Below are 16,416 nucleotides of genomic sequence, written 5' to 3'. Positions count from 1 at the left end.
TCTTCCTCCTGTCGAATCAGACGATGGGCCGGGTGCCCACCGTGGCGGCGGAACGACGGCCGGCCGGCAGAGTAGCCGCCCGGATGGCGGCCATCAATCGGTCCACCCCCTCCGCGAGCTGGTGCGGCGGGGGGTATGAAAAGTTCAGTCGCAGGTACGGCTCGCCCGGTTCCTCGGCGTAGCAGGCCCACCCCGGCAGGAAGGCCACACCGCGCTCGGTGGCCGCGGCCAGCAGCAGGGAGCGCTCCACGCCTTCGGGCAGGCGGCACCAAAAATAAAATCCGCCGGCCGGCTTCAGCCAGGTGAGACGGGTGTCGGCGTGGCGGCGGAGTGCCTCCTCCATCGCGTTCCGGCGCTGCGTGTAGGCCCGCCGCAGCAGATGCAGGTGCTCGTTCATCAGACTGCGGCGGATGAAGCGCTCCAGGACGTACTGGCCCGGCGTGTTGGAGTGCAGATCCATGGCCTGTTTGAGGAGGGTCAGACGGCGGACCACCGGCCGCGGGGCCACGATCCACCCCAGGCGCAGGCCGGGAAAGAGGATCTTGGAAAAGGTGCCTAGATGCAGAACGTGCCCGCCACTGTCGAGCGCCTTGAGCGACGGCACCATGGTGCCCTCGTAGCGGAGTTCGGAGTACGGATCGTCCTCGAGGATGGGCACGCCGTGGCGGGCCGCCAGCGCCAGCAGCTCGCGTCGCCGGGGCAGGCTCATCACCGCACCCGATGGATTCTGAAATGTGGGCAGAGTATATATGAGCTTCGGGCGGACGCGCTCCAGCACCCGGGCCAGAATGTCGGTGCGCAGCCCCTCCGCGTCGACGGGTACGCCCACCAGTCGGGTCCTGGCGGACCGGAAGACCTGCAGCGCCCCGAAGTATGACGGTTCCTCCACCACCACGGTGTCGCCGGGCTCCACCAGCGCCCGGGCGGCCAGGTCCAGTCCCTGTTGGGAGCCGGACAGAATCAATACTTCAGTGGGGCTGCACGGGATGCCGCGCGCCGCCAGCCAGCCGGCCAACGTTTCGCGTAGTGCCGTGAGCCCCTCGGTGGGGCAGTGGAGCATAAGCGCCGGTCCCGTTTCGGCAGCCAGCTCGCCGAGGATCGAAATGAAATGGTCCAGGGGGAGCAGTTCGGGCGACGGCAGCCCAATGGCAAGGCTGATCACATCGTCCCGCTCGGTGAGGGCCAGCAGATCGCGCACCAGCGGGTCTTGGGCACGCGAAGTTTCTTCGCGAAAAAGCTGCGGCCACGGCAGCTCACCGCCGGTGGGCGCCGCGGCAACCGGCTGGGCATGGCGGACCACCACGGTACCGCGGCCCACGTGGGCGTCGACAAGCCCGTCGGCCCGCAACTCGTCGTAGGCGGTGACCACCGTGCTGCGGTTGACGCCAAGGGCCTGGGCCAGCCGGCGCTCAGGAGGCAGGCGGAAACCGTCCGGCAGCGTGCCCCCCAGAATCATGCCGCGCACCTGCCGCACGATCTGTCGGTAAATGGGCACGGCGCTGGTTCGGTCGATAGTCAGTTCCATGGGCGGCTCCACGGCAAAACCAAGTATTTATCCAATTGGATCAGTCCAATTTGGATTATATGGAATCATTTTTGGGCGCACAAGGGCCAATTCGGAACGATCTGTACCATCCAATTGGTCTGTTTGAGGGTACCAATTTCTTGTTTATGGCGATCATTTGGATGTCTGGGCTGAGTAGCAAGCGAGACATTGAATGGCCCATGAGCATTCGATGCGTGGGGGCACAACGCCTCTGGGGATTGCGGGATGGTCGAGCGTGTTGAAAAGATGATACATGTTGATGCGGCGGGCGGATTCGATGCCGTGTCTCGAGTCGCCTCTCGTATAGCCGAGCCGGCCTCCGTCCGCATTAACTAATTGGTGTGGATTGATGCGGGAGGTGCTGGGGCGAATGTCGTCACGGGTGGGCCGGCAGGTCTGACCCGCGCTTGGCCTGCTCGGTGCGCGCCAGCAGGAGCAGCAAGTTCGCCTTGGCATATCGGGGGTTGAGCCGGCAAGCCGTTTCCAGAAAGGCGATACTCTCGTCCAGGCGGCCGGTCTCGATCAGGAGCACGCCGTAATTGTAATTGCCGTTGGCGTCATCAGGATTGATTTGCAGGCCGCGCTGATAGCAAGATTCGGCTTCGTCATGGCGCTTGTTCTGATGATAATACACGGCCAGGTTGAACCATGCCTCGCTGTTGGCGGCGTTCACGGACAGCGCCCGCCGGTACAGCGTTTCGCTGTCTTTCCAGTAGCCGACCTGCCGGTGGGCGCTCACAGCGTACACCAGGCAAAGAGTCCCGCCGGCCAGCGCGACGACGAGCACCCGCCGGCCGCGGGCCGTCAGAGCCGCCACCCCCCAGACGACGGTTACGTTCAATCCGATGGATGGCAGATAGGTATAGCGGTCGGCCATGGCCTGGACACCTACCTGAACCAACCCGATCACCGGGATCAGCATTCCGACAAACCAGAGCCAGCCCACCAGCAAGGCCGGCTGAGCTTGCCGAAGGCGGTACAGGAGGACCGTCACCGCAATCAAGCCAGCCAGCGCCGACAACGACAGAGCCAGCGGGGGGCTGTCTGGATACGGGTAAAAAAATGCCAGGTCAACAGGCGCCGCCATTTTGAAAATGTACTTCCAGATCGACAGGCCGGCGTTGGCGATCCGGTCCGCCAGCAAGATATCCGACCCGCGTTGTAATGCGCCTTCCTGGGCGATCAGCGTCAGGAAAGCGGAGATGGCGCTGAGCATGAAGAAGGGAATCTTCTCCCCCACCAGGGACCACAGCCGCGGATCCAAACCGATCACCCCGCTCATCCCGCCGATGCCTTCCACCCCGTCCTTAGCGGGAGTACCCGCCCGCCCGACACGCCGCAACGGCCAGAAATCGAGCAACAACAACAGGAACGGCACGGTGACCGCCATTGGTTTGGCCATCAGAGCCAGAACGAACACGCCCAGCGCGCCCCACCAGGCCCGTCGTTTCCGTTTGCGCGCATACTCCCCGTAAATCAGCAGCGTTGCCAAAACGAGCAGGGCGCATAACACGTCCTTTTTCTCCGAAACCCAGGCGACGGATTCCACATGCGCGGGATGAACACCGAACACCAACGCTACCCAGAATGACGGCCAGAACTTGCCGCTGTGTCGTCTGAAAAATACGAACACCAGCAACGTGGTGACAAGGTGAAGAAAGATGTTGCCAAGAATGTGCCCGCCCGCCCAATCACCCCACAACGCATAGTCCGCCGTGTGAGCCAGCCACGTCAGCGGATGCCAGTTTGAGCATTTGAAGGATCGGAGCGCGGCGACCAGCCCATTCCAGGAAAGACCGCCCTTCACGATCTCGTTTTCGGTGATATATCCGTGATCGTCAAAATTGATAAAGCTGTGATTGCAGACCTGTATGTACACGACGACCACGGAGCCGGCCAGCAGCAGAAGGGCCAACGCTGTGCGAGCCGGGTGGCGACGACCGGAAGCTAGCGCATTATTTTCCGGAGCGGTCGCTCCTGTGGATGTCGATGCCAAATGCAACCTCCAGCCGATACAGCCTTTCGGGTCAACCGGTGACTGCTGGCGGTCTGGACTGCTTGGTGAGCCAGCGCATGACGCGCGAGTAGTCGCCGAAACGGGTCAGGTCGCCGATGGCGCCCAGGAAGACCATGCCGATGGGGCGTCCGTCCAGCGCCGCGCCGATGGCCAGACAGTACTGGGCCGGGTGGGTGTAGCCCGTCTTGGCACCCAGGATGTCCCAGGGGTGGCGGCGGATATAGGCGTCGGTGTGCCGGTACAGGATGGGGTGACCCTTGCCGCTGACCGGGATAATGACGTACAGCTCTTTCTGGCAGGTTGACTGAAGGACCGGCTGATTGAGCACTGCCTGCAGGATGGCGAGCATCTCCCGCGCGGTGGACACATCGCCCGCGTCCAGACCGGTCGGATCCGTGAATCGCGTGTGACTCAGGCCCATTTCCACCGCCCGGAGCGTCATCCGGTGGGCGAACGCCTCGGGTGTCCAACCCATGGAACGGCCCAGTGCGACTGTGGCGACGTTATCGGATACCATCAAGGCGGCGTGCAGCAGGTCGCGGTGAGTGTACGCGCAACCGGAGCGCAGGCGCGACGGGGCGCCCCGCTTCACCAAGCGGTGATCGGTTTTGGTGATGGTCTGGGATGTGTTCAAATCCAATCCGGACTCGACGAGAACGAGGGCGGCCATGAGCTTGGTAAGCGAGGCCACCGGCCGGGCCTGATCGGCCTCTTTGGAGTAGAGCACCCGGCCCGTGTTCAAGTCGGCGACTATGGCCGCCGGCGAGCGGATTCCGGGAGGGGCTGCTGCGGGCAAGGCGCCGGTCGACGGGCGCGCCGCCGGGGCTGGCGGTGTGCCGCTGAGGATCGGCATCGCCGGCAGCACCAGAACAAACAGCAGATTACCGAACATCCGGCGCAAAATTTCGCTCCTCGGTGCGGCGGCGAGGCCGGGTGGGGCGAGGGGGACAATCAATCCGGCCGTGTCGCCGCAGGCGTCAGAGTCAGAATCCAACGGGCCGGTCCGGGCAGCAGGGCCGTAGGACATCCTTCCTCCCAGTCGGCATGGCCGGCGCCGTAGTAAGGGGATTGCGGGTGGCCACTGGGACCGCCCGGCATGTGGAAGATCGCCCTCTCTTCGCGGCCGGGGGAAACCACCAACCGCTCGGAGGCGCCGGCGCCGGGTGACTGGAACCGGGGCATGTGTGAGTCACCCGGCAGCGGGCGCGGGGTCATGTCTGCCCACTCGGCCAGGAGCGGGACCGCCCCGCTGAGGCGATGGCGGACTTTCACGTTGTTCCGGTCACCCCACGTGCACGCCGCCAACGACCGGTCGCCGGCTGTCAGCTCGGCCACCACCCGGTCCACCGCGGCCAGGCAGACCGCGGGCCAGTCGCGGTACCGGGAGTCGAGGAGGTGAGGCGGCTGCTCCGTCACCAGGCGCCACAGCACATCTTCCCACTGCCTGCGACCCGACTCGCCGAAATCCGGATCCGCGGCGCGGCAGGGGGCGATGAACCAGCCGTACACCTGCTCCAGTAGCGTCAGGCGATAAGCCCGCACCAGGCGATATCCGGCGGAGTCGGTACTGGCGTGTCCGTTCCAGTTGTGCTGGACCAGCCGCCGGAACTCGGCGCGACCCGGATGACCGGTTACCGCCTCTGGTGTGAGCTGCGCCAGCACCTGATCCCGCCAACGGGTCAGGAACACCGCCCGGTCGTCCAACTGGAGGCGCAGCATGGCCCCCTCGTCCGGCGCGGATATGGCGGCCAGGCCGTCGCGGATCTGGCGGGCCCGGGCGCCGAGATCGTATCCCGAATCGCCGATGCGAAGGAGATCGCCGCCCGCCGTCACACGGTTGTTGGCGGTCCAGATGATCCCGGACGGCGGATCAACCAGGCGCGGGTATTCCGCTGCCGGCAGCCACCCGTCCCACCGACAGGTGCCGTCAGCCCAAGAAACCGGCCGCCGCCCGTCGAAGCCCACGCGGCGAGGGATCCGGCCGCATATGGTCCAGCCGATCCGCCCGGCAGCATCCACACACACAAAATTCTGAGGCGGGATGCCGCAGCGGGCGGCCCACTCGATCGCTTGGTCGACAGTCTGTGCGTTTTCGAGGTCCAGGAGTCGGAGGTTGATTCCGTCCGGCTCGTGGGCGGTCCACCGGAGAGCGCGCGGCCGGCCGCGGTGGTCGCGGCCCACTACCGGTCCCCAGATTGTGTTCACGACCTCCAGGTCAACCGGCGCACCGCCCCGCACGGCTATGCGCTCCACGATTTTCTCATACTTCCGTGGACCTGCCGGCGTGAGGTAGCGGCCGGGGTCCCCGGAATCGGGATGCACAATCACCCAGTCCAGCCAGTCGCCGTAGCTGTTTGTAAATCCCCACGCGACCCGGCGGTTGGTGCCGACGACCAAGGCGGGCGTCCCGGGCAGGGTGACGCCAGCCACCTGCCGTTCGCCGTCGTTGGCCGGCCAGACCATGGCGACCTGATACCAGGTGTTCGGGAGGTGCAATCCCAAATGCATGTCATTGGCCAGGAGGGCGCCACCGTGAGACGTCCTCTGTCCCGCAACCGCCCAGTTGTTGCTGCCGAAGCAGGGATCGAGCGGGGCAGTCCACCGATTCGCCTGCACTGGAGCCGGTGGCCGGCGGCGGAGATCGAGAAGGTCGGCGGAAGGCAGATCGGGGACGGGCATGCTGCCGCCCTGGAGCGGGGCGTCCCAAGTGGTTCCCGGTGGCGCCAGAAAAGGGAGCAGTGCGGGTGGAATTTTGTCCGCCATGACGGCAAGGTCGGACTCCATCCGGTTGCTGGTGTCGTGCAGAGCGAAGAACATCGCCACCAGCGCCAGCATTGTGTCTTCCGCCCGCCACGGCTCGGGCTCGACGCGCAGGAGCAGGTACTCGAACGGTGCGGCGCTCAGGGAGGTCAAACCGACGTTGACGCCGGCGGTATAGGCGTCGATGAGGCGGCGGTCGACGGGCGGCACGGCGGCCACCGAGGCTTTCGCCCGGCTCCGAAACCGGTGGCTGCGGGCCTGGCGATCCCATTCCAGCGCCTGGCCGCCCAGCAGGGCGGCGAGTTCGCCGGCCGCCTGCCGCCGCAGCAGGTCCATCTGGAAGAAGCGCTCCTGGGCGTGAATGAAGCCCAACGCGCGCGCGACATCCACCCGGGAGCCGCCGCGTATCCATGGAACCCCGCGGGCGTCTCGTGACACGGTCACCGGGTGGTTCAGTCCAGCTACGGCGATTGTTCCGTTCAGAACGGGGCGACTGCCGCGCACGGTAAACCAAGCCCAGCCGAAAAACGAGCCGACGACAAATACGCTGGCAGAGGCGGTCCAAAGAAAGATGGGGCGGATCAGACGCCGTACAGCCCGTCGAGGGCGAGGTGGCGGAGGCGGTTCGGCGGCGGTGCTCATGGGTCAGATGGTAGCGGGTCTGGTGGACGGGATGCAACCGAAAAGTGCACTGCCCGGATGCCGAGGCGCAGTGTGATAAAATTCGTCCATCTTGCATAACGTGCCCGTCGCTGCAACCGGCGTAGCCAGTGTTCGGCCGGGCGAAGAGAGGCTCTATGGTCCAACGCGCATTACTGGTGATTCTGCTGCTGGCGGCCGCGGCCGGCACCGCCCCGGCCCAGTCCATTCTGTTCGGAGACCGCGACAATGAGATCTTCGTGTGGGCGGGGGTATCCGACCTCTACGGCGACTGGTCGGCCACGTTGGTTGGATTCAACTACGGCCGGCATGTCCTGCCCTATCTCATGGTGGAGGGCGGGGTGGAACACTGCAGCGACGATCCCAACTCCGACACCTGGCTCAATCTCAACGCGCTGTTGCAGGCCCCGCTGCCGGGCCGGTTCAAATTCTACGGTCTGGCGGGTACCCACAATCTCATCCACCTCCAGTTGGGTGTGGGGACCAAGGTATTCATCCTGCCCAACGTGGCCGGCCGGATCGAGTATGCCTATGTCCACGACGATGACGCCGGTTGGACCAACTCGCTACGCGGTGGCGTGGTCTTGGCGTTCTGATTGCCACCCCGGCCGACCGGCAGTTCCGCGAGCCATTTCAGGCAACCCATCAATCTCGACATGAGGTGTTGACAACAGCCGGCCCCTGGTCTACTCTTGTTATGTGCATATGCACATAACAAGGCGATCACCCGTGAGCCCCCGTCCCTGCAAACCCCGACACTGCGGCTGCCCGTATGGCGGCCGCGCTTTCAAGCCCACCCGTATTCCTCTGCGTGACCTGGAGCCCATCCATCTGGCTCAGGACGAACTGGAGACGTTGCGCCTGTGCGATCTGCTTGGGCTCTCACAATATGCCGCCGGGCGCCGAATGGGCGTTTCGCGTGGCACGGTGCAGCGGCTGGTGTGGCGGGCCCGGTACAAAGTCGCCCGGGCGCTCATGGAGGGTTGTGCTTTGATCTTGTCCGATCCGGAAGATCAGGAGGTCTCATCATGAACATCTGTTTCCCGGTGGATGAAAACCGAGGTCTGAACAGCCCGTTGTGCCCGCACTTCGGGTCTGCGCCTGTCTTTCTGATTGTGGATACCGAAACGCGCGCCACGCAAGCGGTGGTCAACGCCGATCAGCACCACGCCCACGGCATGTGCCAGCCGCTGGCCGCGTTGACGGGCCAATCGGTCGAGGCACTGGTGGTGGGCGGTATCGGCTGGGGCGCCTGCCTCAAGCTTCAGTCGGCCAACATCCAGGTGTTCCGGGCCGAGCATTCCACGGTGGCGGAGGCGCTGGTAGCTTTCGCCGCCGGACGCTTGGTTCCAATCACCCGTGAGACAGCCTGTGGCCACCACGGGCACGGTCACGATCATTGAGCCGGCGGGTTTGGCGCCGAAACAACGAGTGACGGTTTCGATCGGGTGAGACGGGACAACCGGCAAGCGGATGCGTCGCTGGCTGCAAGATCATTCCCATTCGATGGTGCTGGGCGGCTTGGCGCTGATGTCGTACACCACGCGGTTGACACCGTGGACCTCATTGACGATGCGGGTGGAGATTCGTTCCAGCACGGCATAGGGCAGGCGGACCCAGTCGGCGGTCATCCCGTCCTCGCTCTTGACCGCCCGCACGGCCACGGTGTATTCGTAGGTCCGCTCGTCACCCATCACGCCGACGCTGCGGACAGGCAGCAACACGGCGAACGACTGCCACAGCTTCGTGTACAGACCGGCTGCGCGGATCTCGTCGAGCACAATGCCGTCGGCGCGACGGAGGATGTCCAGGCCTTCCGGAGTCACCGGTCCCAGGTGGCGCACCGCCAGACCGGGTCCCGGAAACGGCTGCCGCTGGATGAAGGTGTCGGGGATGCCTAGGCGGCGGCCCAGCCGTCGCACCTCGTCCTTGAACAACTCTCGGAGCGGTTCGATGAGCTTCAGATTCATCCGGTCGGGCAGGCCGCCCACGTTGTGGTGGCTCTTGATGACCGCGGACGGGCCCCGAACCGACACCGACTCGATGACGTCAGGATAGAGCGTGCCCTGGACGAGGAAGTCCACCCGGCCCAATTTGCGGGCTTCCGCTTCGAAGACCTCGATGAACAGCTGCCCGATGATTTTCCGCTTGGCTTCCGGATCGGCCACCCCGGCGAGCGCAGCGAGGAAGCGGCGGGCGGCATCCACCGGCACGACGTTGAGCTCCAGTTGCCGGTAGCGCTCCAGCACGGCGGTGAATTCGGCCTGCCGCAGCAACCCGTTGTCCACGAAGAGGCACAGTTGCTGACGACCCACCGCTTGGTGGACCAGTGTCGCCGCCACGGTGGAGTCCACACCGCCGCTCAGGGCGCAGATCACCTGGCCGGCGCCCACCTGCTCCCGGATGCGGCGCACCTGCTCTCCGGCGAACGAGGCCAGCGACCAGGATCGCCGGCAGCCGCAGATGGTGAACAGGAAATTCCGAAGGATCCGCGTCCCCTCGCGGGTATGCGCCACCTCGGGATGGAACTGCAACCCGTACCAGCGCCGGTCGGAATGTTCAGCCGCGGCGATCGTCTGGTCCGACTCCGCAACCGCCCGGAAACCCGGCGGCAGCCGCCGGACATCGTCGCCGTGGCTCATCCAGACGACGGTTTCATCGGGGACTCCGTCTAGCAGCGGAGTCTGGCCGATCCGCCGGATCACGGCCCGGCCATACTCCCGGCAGGTGCCCTGCCGCACCTCGCCGCCGAGCAACCGGGCGGCGAGCTGGAGCCCGTAACAGATGCCCAGCACGGGCACGCCCAGCTCAAATACGCCGGGATCGCAGAGGGGGCTGTCCGGGTGGAGCACCGACATGGGTCCGCCTGACAGCACGATGCCGCTAACCGGGCGCCGCCGAACCGCGTCTAGAGAGACGTTGAAGGGTACGATCTGGCAGTAGACACGGCACTCGCGGATCCGACGGGCAATCAGCTGCGTGTATTGGGAACCGAAATCCAGGATCAGGATCTCGTGGCGTGGCTTCATGCGATCGCTCCCGGTAGACGGTGTTCGGCGGTGGCCGGAGCGCCGCCCGGGACCCGCCCCGAAGCTTGCGGTTGCCGGCGACCTGCGATACAGTGCATCTTAACAAACCCGGCCGGGACAGATCAAATCGGCTCCGGTGAACTTTCCGGTGGACGCCTGAATCTGAATCACCGGTCTAACGTGCAAAGGAAACCGGAGGGAAGATGAAACGTTTGCTGGTTGCCTGTTTGCTGGGCATTGGGAGTCTGGCGCTCGCGCTCGGCGCCCAGTCACCCGGGAAGATCATCGACAAGTATCGGACGGCCATCGGCGGAAAAGCCGTGAAAGCCGTGCGGGCGACGGAGTGGTCGGGTACCGCCGTCGCTCCCGACGGGCGCACCGGTCGGTTCGCGTTGCGGATGTCGGTGCCGGACCGGTACCGCCTGGACGTGGAGCTGGGTGCGGTCGCTTTTACCGAATGCTACAACGGCATGTCCGCCTGGCGGCGGGATGCGGCGGGGCTCCGGACACTGGTCGGCGGAGACGCCGCGGCGCTGCGCCTGCGGGCGCTGCTGACCGCCGCGCGGCTGGGGGACCTGTCCCGCCACCGGATCCGGCTGGGGCCGACGGTACGCACCGTTCGGGTGGAGGACCGGGCCGCGGTCGCCGTCGACCTGACGCAGGGTGAGGAGACGGTCACCCTTGTGTTCGATTCCGCGAACTATCTGCTCCTTCGGCAGGAACGCCGGACGGATGCGGGAACGGAGTCGTGGCAGTTTGATGATTTCCGTCGCGTGGACGGTGTGTTGGAGCCATACGCCCTGGCGTATCAGGGTCCGGCCGGTGAATTCCGTGTGACGCTGGCGCGCGTCAGCCATGGTTCAGGTTTGGCCGCTGAGACATTCCGTTTTCCAGCCGAGGCCGGCGGCCGGCCGCTGCCTGATCCGGCGGTGCTGCTGCGGGAGATCTCCGCCAACCAGGAGAAGAACGCCCGTATGCGGGAGCGGTACACGTTCCGCGAGAACCGGACGGTTCAGGAGATGGATGGATCCGGTCGTGTCAAAAAGACAGAAGCCACGACCTACGACGTGACGCCGGTGAACGGGGCGTTTGTAGAACGCTTGGTGAGCAAGAACGGCAAGCCCTTGTCAGCCAAGGAACAGGCAAAAGAGGACAAGCGCGTCGCGGAACAGGTCGAGAAGATGATCAAAGATTCGGACAGGAAATCCAAACGGCGCGGATCGGCGGCTGAGGAAGACGCGGTGCTGATCTTTCTTCGGGCTGCGGAGATCCACTCGCTCCGACGGGAGCAGCTGCATGGCCAGGAAGTCATCGCCTTCGACTTCGAGCCGCGAGCCGATTTCAAGCCGCGCAGCCAGACGGAGACCCTTCTCGGCAAACTGGCCGGGACCATCTGGGTGGACGAGGACGCCCGGGAGGTCGCCCGGGTCGAGGCGCGGCTTACGGACAAGTTCAAGATTGGCGGGGGGCTGCTGGCCTCGGTCGCGCCGAACACACGCTTTCTGGTGGAACAGCGGAAGGTGGCCGGCGAGGTGTGGTTGCCGCATCTCACCGACGGCAACATCGCCGCGAGGGTGCTGCTGGTTTCCGGTGTCAATGTCCGGGTGGTCTCCCGGTTCAGCGACTATCAGAAGGTTCAGGTCAACGTGAATTATGAGATACCCCCGCCGTCGAAGGCGGACTGACCTGCAGTCGGTTGGTCAGGAGTGGCAGCGGGGTCAGATGACCGATCCGTCTGGCGGGAGCGTGTCCGCGCCGGGTGGGCGAGCCACGGCGCGGCAGCCGGGACGGGCCAGGAGAAGACGCAGGCCCTCGGCCTCCCAGTCCCGGCCGGACAGCTCCGGGGGCCAACCGTCGGCGCAGAGAGCCAACGGTTCGGCACCGGGACCGGTTACGATCACCGGCCGCCAGGGGCCCTCTTCTTCCGGCAGGAGTCGAGTAGCGGCGAACAACCCGCCGTCGAGCCGCACCTCGCTGTTGAGATCGTGGCCGCTGGCCAGCTGGATCAGATAGTCGCCCAGCTTGGCGGGTGTCAGTCGGTCGGTCCGGTGCGCCAGCCCCGCCCGGATTTGCGATCCCTTGAGCACCCAGACGGTGGTGATCGCGACACCGGCGTGCACCAGGAACCAGCGCGCCGGCTGGGCCGGATGCAGGAGGGGATGACCGGCTTGCAGTCCGATGAGTGCGGCCGCCGGCGGGGCGACGAAGAGGCTGTTCGAGAAGACCCGGCTCAGACCCCAGGCCAAGGACGGATAAGGCTGAACGGCGGGATGTACCAGGTCGGCCGCGGCGCCGCCCGAGTCCAAAAAATGGCTGAACAGGTCGCCGGCCTGATCGCGGGACCGATGCAACGACATCCACGGTTCCTCCACCGCCAGGATCAGCCGCCGGGGAAGCGGGATGGCCAGTTCCACCAGCAGCCGCCACACCGGATCCCGGACGAGAGTCCAGGGATTGACGGGGAATGTCGCGGCCGGTGGATGCGCTGCGGTACGCAGCGGCAGATCGGTGCCGGGAAACAGCCGCTCCAGCTGCAGCTGGAATTCGCGGTCGGCCCAGATGGGGATGTCCGCCCCCGCCAGAAGCCGGATGGCATCCACATGCTCCACCGCCAGTGGGAGCATGCCGCCCAGATGGGGCGGCACTCGTTCCTCGCAGCAGGTTCGGAGCAGTTCGGATAGTCGCTCGGCGTAACCGGTGAGACGCAGTTCGATGCCGGCGCTGGTCCCGGATTGAAGCAGAACGCGGGACGCGCGCGGCGTCACCATCAGTCCGAGGTCACAGAAAACGGCAGGGTCCATGGAATTGGATTATAGCCGAACCGGATTCACCCGCCAAGAGACGGCGGTCCGGCTGCTCGCCCCGGCCCGGAAGAAATGGTTGCTGCCCGGGGGGCATGCCGGTACAATAACGACTCTTGGACGCAATGATCGATATCGTCAGCACGAGGCCCGGATGAGCGGACCGATCAATTTGGAAAAACTGTTTCATGCCATTCTGAAACCGGCTCTCGGTTGCACGGAACCGGTGGCGGTGGCCTTGGCGGTCGGCTCGGCCGTCCAGGCCGCCGGCGGCTGGGTGGTGGGGCAACGTGACCTGCCGGTGTCCGGATTGAGGGCCGCAGACATCCGGGATATCACGGTGCGGGTCACCCCGTGCATCTACAAGAACGCATATGCTATTCCGATCCCCAATGCTCCGGGATTGAAGGGCATCTACATCTCGGCGGCGCTGGGCGCCTTCTGCAATCCGCTGCTGGAACTGGAACTGTTCAACCAGGTGGACGACGCCACGGTCGGCCAGGCCCGGTGGCTCATCGACCAAGGCCGCGTCTCGGTGACTGTCGACGAAAACCTGCCGCCGGTCGACTTGTACATCGAGGCGGAAGTCCGCTTTCAGCGGGGACCGGATATTCTTGCCGGCGGCTGCAGCATCCAGGACCGACACACGCACATCGTGCGCCTGCTTGCCGGTGGCCGGGAAACCTATCGCGATCAGCCCGAGGCCACCGGGAACCGATCGGCCGACGCGGACCTGGAAACGTTGCGCCAGATGCAGTTCAGCGAGATGGTCGCCTTGGTGGCTGATCTGCCAAATCCGGTTGTGGAGCTGATCCGCCGGACCATCGCGCTGAACATGCGTGTCTGCGAGGCCGGGTTGATCGAACCGTTGGGCCTGGGCGCGGGATTTCATGGCGCCGGCGGCGACACCGACGACCACGTCGACTTGCCCCATCACGTCTCCAGCGTCGCGGCGGCGGGCAGTGATGCCCGCATGTCCGGCTTCCCGTTGGAGGTGATGAGTTCCGCGGGATCCGGCAACCAGGGAATCATCGCGACAATCCCGGTGGTGGCTTGGTCCCGCAGTGCGGGCCTGCCGGAGGACCGGCTGGTTCAGGCGGTGGCGCTGGCCCACCTGGTCACCATGCACATCACCCTGCACGTGGGTTACCTGTCCGCGCTCTGCGGCGTGGCCATCAAGGCCGGGATCGGGGCAGCCTGCGGCATCACCTACGCGATGGGCGGGGATGTCACGGACATCGGACGGGCGGTCAAGATCATGGCGGCCACGCTCTCCGGGATGATCTGCGACGGCGCCAAGCCGGGCTGCGCGCTGAAAGTCAGTTCCTCGGCGGATATGGCCACCCGCGCGGCCCAGATGGCCATGAAACAGATGGAGGTGTCGGCGGATGACGGCATCGTCGCGCTGACACCCGAAGCCACCATCCGTAACCTGGCGGAACTGAGCCGATCCATGCGGGCCGTGGATCGGAAGATCATCGAGATCATGGACGAAAAGGCCCGCCGCTGAGTGACGCGGACGGGCAACCGGACAGCGGGGGGGCGCTGGACCGGTCGACAGCAGGACAGATGTTGCCGCCAGCGGCGCAGGCCGGGTCGATCGCCGGAGACTTGATTCTGCGGGGACCGGGAGATGACTCCACTGCCTTGGCTCAATGCTCTGCCAGCCGTTATCCAGTCCGGGTTCGCCCTGGCCTGGGTCGCCGTCCTGGTGGCGGGCTGCCGCGGCTTGGGTGCCCGGATTGAAGGGTTCATCCTGCCGGTCGAGGAGCATCCCCGGCGTCACAGCGCCTTCACGTTCGCGTTCCAGACTGCCTTGGGACTGGGCGCCATGGCCCAACTGTTCTACGGCCTGTCACTGGTGGGCCTGGTGCGGCTGCCGGTGGTCGCGGCGCTGGCCGTCGGGTTCTGGTGGTGGGGGCAGCGCGGTCAGCCGGGCCGGCCGGTGTGGGCATGCCTGTGCGATCACGGCCGCTGGCCGGCGCTGGCCCTGGTGCTGCTCGGTGCGCCGTTCCTGCTGTGCTTTGTGCCGGAACTCAATTTCGACGCCTTGCGCACTCATCTCTGGCTGGCCCGCGAGCTGGCCGCCACCGGGGTGTTGCCGGTGGAACCCAGCAACTGGAACGCGTACATTCCCAACGCCATTGCCGCGCTCTTCGGCGCGGCGGGGTTGGCGGGCGGAGAAATCGGCGCGAAGCTGCTGCATTTCTGCCTGGGTGCCCTGATCGCGCTGCTGCCCGGCGTGTTTGTGGAGGAGCGGCTCGAACCCGGAGGCACCTGGCTGTTCGCGGCTTTTTGGCTGGTGCTGCCTGTGGTGATGTGGGAGATGTCCTCGGCCTATACCGATCTGGGTGTGACGCTGTTTCTGTTTGCGGCGATCTTGTGCTTGTTCAGGTGGCGCCGGTTTGGTACAGAAGGCTGGTTGACCTTAGCCGCCATCTTCACCGGTTTTGCACTGACTGCCAAGCTCACGGCGTTGCCGTGGCTGGGCTGGCTGACGGGCGCGGTGCTCGTGTTCGGCGCCTTCCTGCGCCGTCCGCGACGCGACGTGCTTCTCCACGCCGGCATCTTCAGCGCCCTGGCCGTCCTGATTGTCGCGCCATGGCTGTTCCGCACGTATTTCCTGACAGGAAATCCGCTCTTCCCGATACCCTTGCCCGGTTTCCACTCTGACCTGATCACGCCATCGATCGTGGCCGAGGTGCGCCGGGAACAACTCGCTTTCGGTTTCGGACGCGAATGGAGCGCGCTGGCCGCCCTGCCCTGGAATCTATTGATCCACCCCGAAGCGTTCCGGGGCGGTCCGGGGCCGCTGGTATTCCTGGCCCTGCCCCTGCTGGCGCTGTGGTGGCGGCGCAGCTCGGGTTGGGACCGATGGTTCGCCTTGTCCTTCGGGTTCGGTACGCTGGTCTGGTTCTTCACCGCCCAGGAGATCCGCTACCTGCTGCCCGTGTTGCCGCTGGCCGCCTGGTTGATTCTGCGGCCGCTGGTTCTGGGTGAACGCTGGGGCCGCGCTTTCCAGATTGCCTGGGGAGTGGGGCTGGCGCTCCAGCTCGCATACTTGTCACCGCTCGTCTATCCATGGGTGCATCCCGGCGTCTCCTTTCAGATCCGGGTGGGGGCGGCCGAACTGAAGACAGCAGTGGGGATCATGCCACGCGAGGAGTATCTTGCCGCCCGGAATCCATTTTTTCCGGTTTATGACTGGGCCAACCGCAATCTGACCGGTTCGGTGCGGCTGCTCTCGTTTGATGCGGCGGCCTACTGGAGCCGCTGGCCGCTGCTGTACGCCTTTTCGAAGGAAGGGGCATTCGCCGGCACCGAGCACGATCCGGAGGTCATCCTCACCCGGTGCCACCGTGCGCGCTTGACCCACGTCATCGTCAACACCGACTGGCTGACGCCCGACGTGGACCGCCGACGCGTGTCAGAATTTTTCAAACCGGAATTCCAGGACCATTACCTGCAGATAATTCATACCCGCGGGCCGGTCAAGCTGTTCGCCATACCTCCACCGGTCGGGATCGGTGTTGCGCCGTCGCCCGTTTCGCCTGGGGTCGGTCCATGAAGCTATCTGTGCTGATTCCGGTTTACAACGAAGCC

12 protein-coding genes are annotated in these 16,416 nt (G+C 65.5%); 6 read left to right on the top strand and 6 right to left on the bottom strand.

Annotated features, from left to right (window positions below; all coding sequences use genetic code 11):
- Window positions 1-16: 16 nt before the first annotated feature.
- The 4 genes from GX414_03540 to GX414_03525 all read right to left on the bottom strand — a co-directional run bounded on the left by GX414_03540 (window position 17) and on the right by GX414_03525 (window position 6,767).
- Window positions 17-1,525, bottom strand: coding sequence for a PLP-dependent aminotransferase family protein (locus GX414_03540; GenBank protein NLI46157.1), 1,509 nt, complete (start codon window positions 1,523-1,525; stop codon window positions 17-19).
- A 397-nt stretch (window positions 1,526-1,922) separates the two neighbouring features.
- Window positions 1,923-3,542, bottom strand: a complete 1,620-nt coding sequence (locus GX414_03535; protein NLI46156.1) for a tetratricopeptide repeat protein — start codon at window positions 3,540-3,542, stop codon at window positions 1,923-1,925.
- 31 nt (window positions 3,543-3,573) lie between these two features.
- Entirely contained in the window at window positions 3,574-4,464 is an 891-nt protein-coding gene (locus tag GX414_03530) for a D-alanyl-D-alanine carboxypeptidase (protein ID NLI46155.1), read from the bottom strand.
- Between the two features lie 50 nt (window positions 4,465-4,514).
- Window positions 4,515-6,767, bottom strand: a complete 2,253-nt coding sequence (locus tag GX414_03525) for a penicillin acylase family protein (protein NLI46154.1) — start codon at window positions 6,765-6,767, stop codon at window positions 4,515-4,517.
- Window positions 6,768-7,120: 353 nt separating this feature from the next.
- Between GX414_03525 and GX414_03520 the strand changes: the two genes are divergently transcribed.
- The 3 genes from GX414_03520 to GX414_03510 all read left to right on the top strand — a co-directional run bounded on the left by GX414_03520 (window position 7,121) and on the right by GX414_03510 (window position 8,386).
- Window positions 7,121-7,579, top strand: a complete 459-nt coding sequence (locus GX414_03520) for a porin family protein (GenBank protein ID NLI46153.1) — start codon at window positions 7,121-7,123, stop codon at window positions 7,577-7,579.
- A 109-nt stretch (window positions 7,580-7,688) separates the two neighbouring features.
- A complete protein-coding gene (locus GX414_03515) occupies window positions 7,689-8,015 on the top strand; it encodes a DUF134 domain-containing protein (protein ID NLI46152.1) in 327 nt (108 codons plus the stop codon).
- The gene (locus GX414_03510) at window positions 8,012-8,386 is read left to right on the top strand and encodes a diguanylate cyclase (protein NLI46151.1); all 375 of its coding nucleotides are present in this window, start codon (window positions 8,012-8,014) and stop codon (window positions 8,384-8,386) included. The genes GX414_03515 and GX414_03510 overlap by 4 nt, the downstream gene beginning before the upstream one ends.
- A 90-nt stretch (window positions 8,387-8,476) precedes the next feature.
- On the opposite strand, the gene guaA is transcribed toward GX414_03510, so the two are convergent.
- A complete protein-coding gene (guaA, locus tag GX414_03505; protein NLI46150.1) occupies window positions 8,477-10,012 on the bottom strand; it encodes a glutamine-hydrolyzing GMP synthase in 1,536 nt (511 codons plus the stop codon).
- Window positions 10,013-10,215: 203 nt separating this feature from the next.
- On the opposite strand from guaA, the gene GX414_03500 reads away from it, so the two are divergent.
- A complete protein-coding gene (locus GX414_03500) occupies window positions 10,216-11,697 on the top strand; it encodes a hypothetical protein (protein NLI46149.1) in 1,482 nt (493 codons plus the stop codon).
- A gap of 33 nt (window positions 11,698-11,730) precedes the next feature.
- Here GX414_03500 and GX414_03495 read toward each other — a convergent pair whose 3' ends face one another.
- The gene (locus tag GX414_03495) at window positions 11,731-12,813 is read right to left on the bottom strand and encodes a DUF1786 domain-containing protein (protein NLI46148.1); all 1,083 of its coding nucleotides are present in this window, start codon (window positions 12,811-12,813) and stop codon (window positions 11,731-11,733) included.
- A 154-nt stretch (window positions 12,814-12,967) separates the two neighbouring features.
- Here GX414_03495 and GX414_03490 point away from each other — a divergent pair, with 154 nt between their 5' ends.
- Window positions 12,968-14,323 (top strand): serine dehydratase subunit alpha family protein, encoded by a 1,356-nt coding sequence (locus GX414_03490; GenBank protein NLI46147.1) that lies wholly within the window; start codon window positions 12,968-12,970, stop codon window positions 14,321-14,323.
- 123 nt (window positions 14,324-14,446) lie between these two features.
- Window positions 14,447-16,381, top strand: a complete 1,935-nt coding sequence (locus tag GX414_03485) for a hypothetical protein (GenBank protein NLI46146.1) — start codon at window positions 14,447-14,449, stop codon at window positions 16,379-16,381.
- The last annotated feature ends 35 nt before the right edge of the window (window positions 16,382-16,416 follow it).

This window comes from Acidobacteriota bacterium (assembly GCA_012517875.1).
Taxonomy (GTDB): domain Bacteria; phylum Acidobacteriota; class JAAYUB01; order JAAYUB01; family JAAYUB01; genus JAAYUB01.
This window is presented reverse-complemented; position numbering and strand designations above follow the sequence as displayed.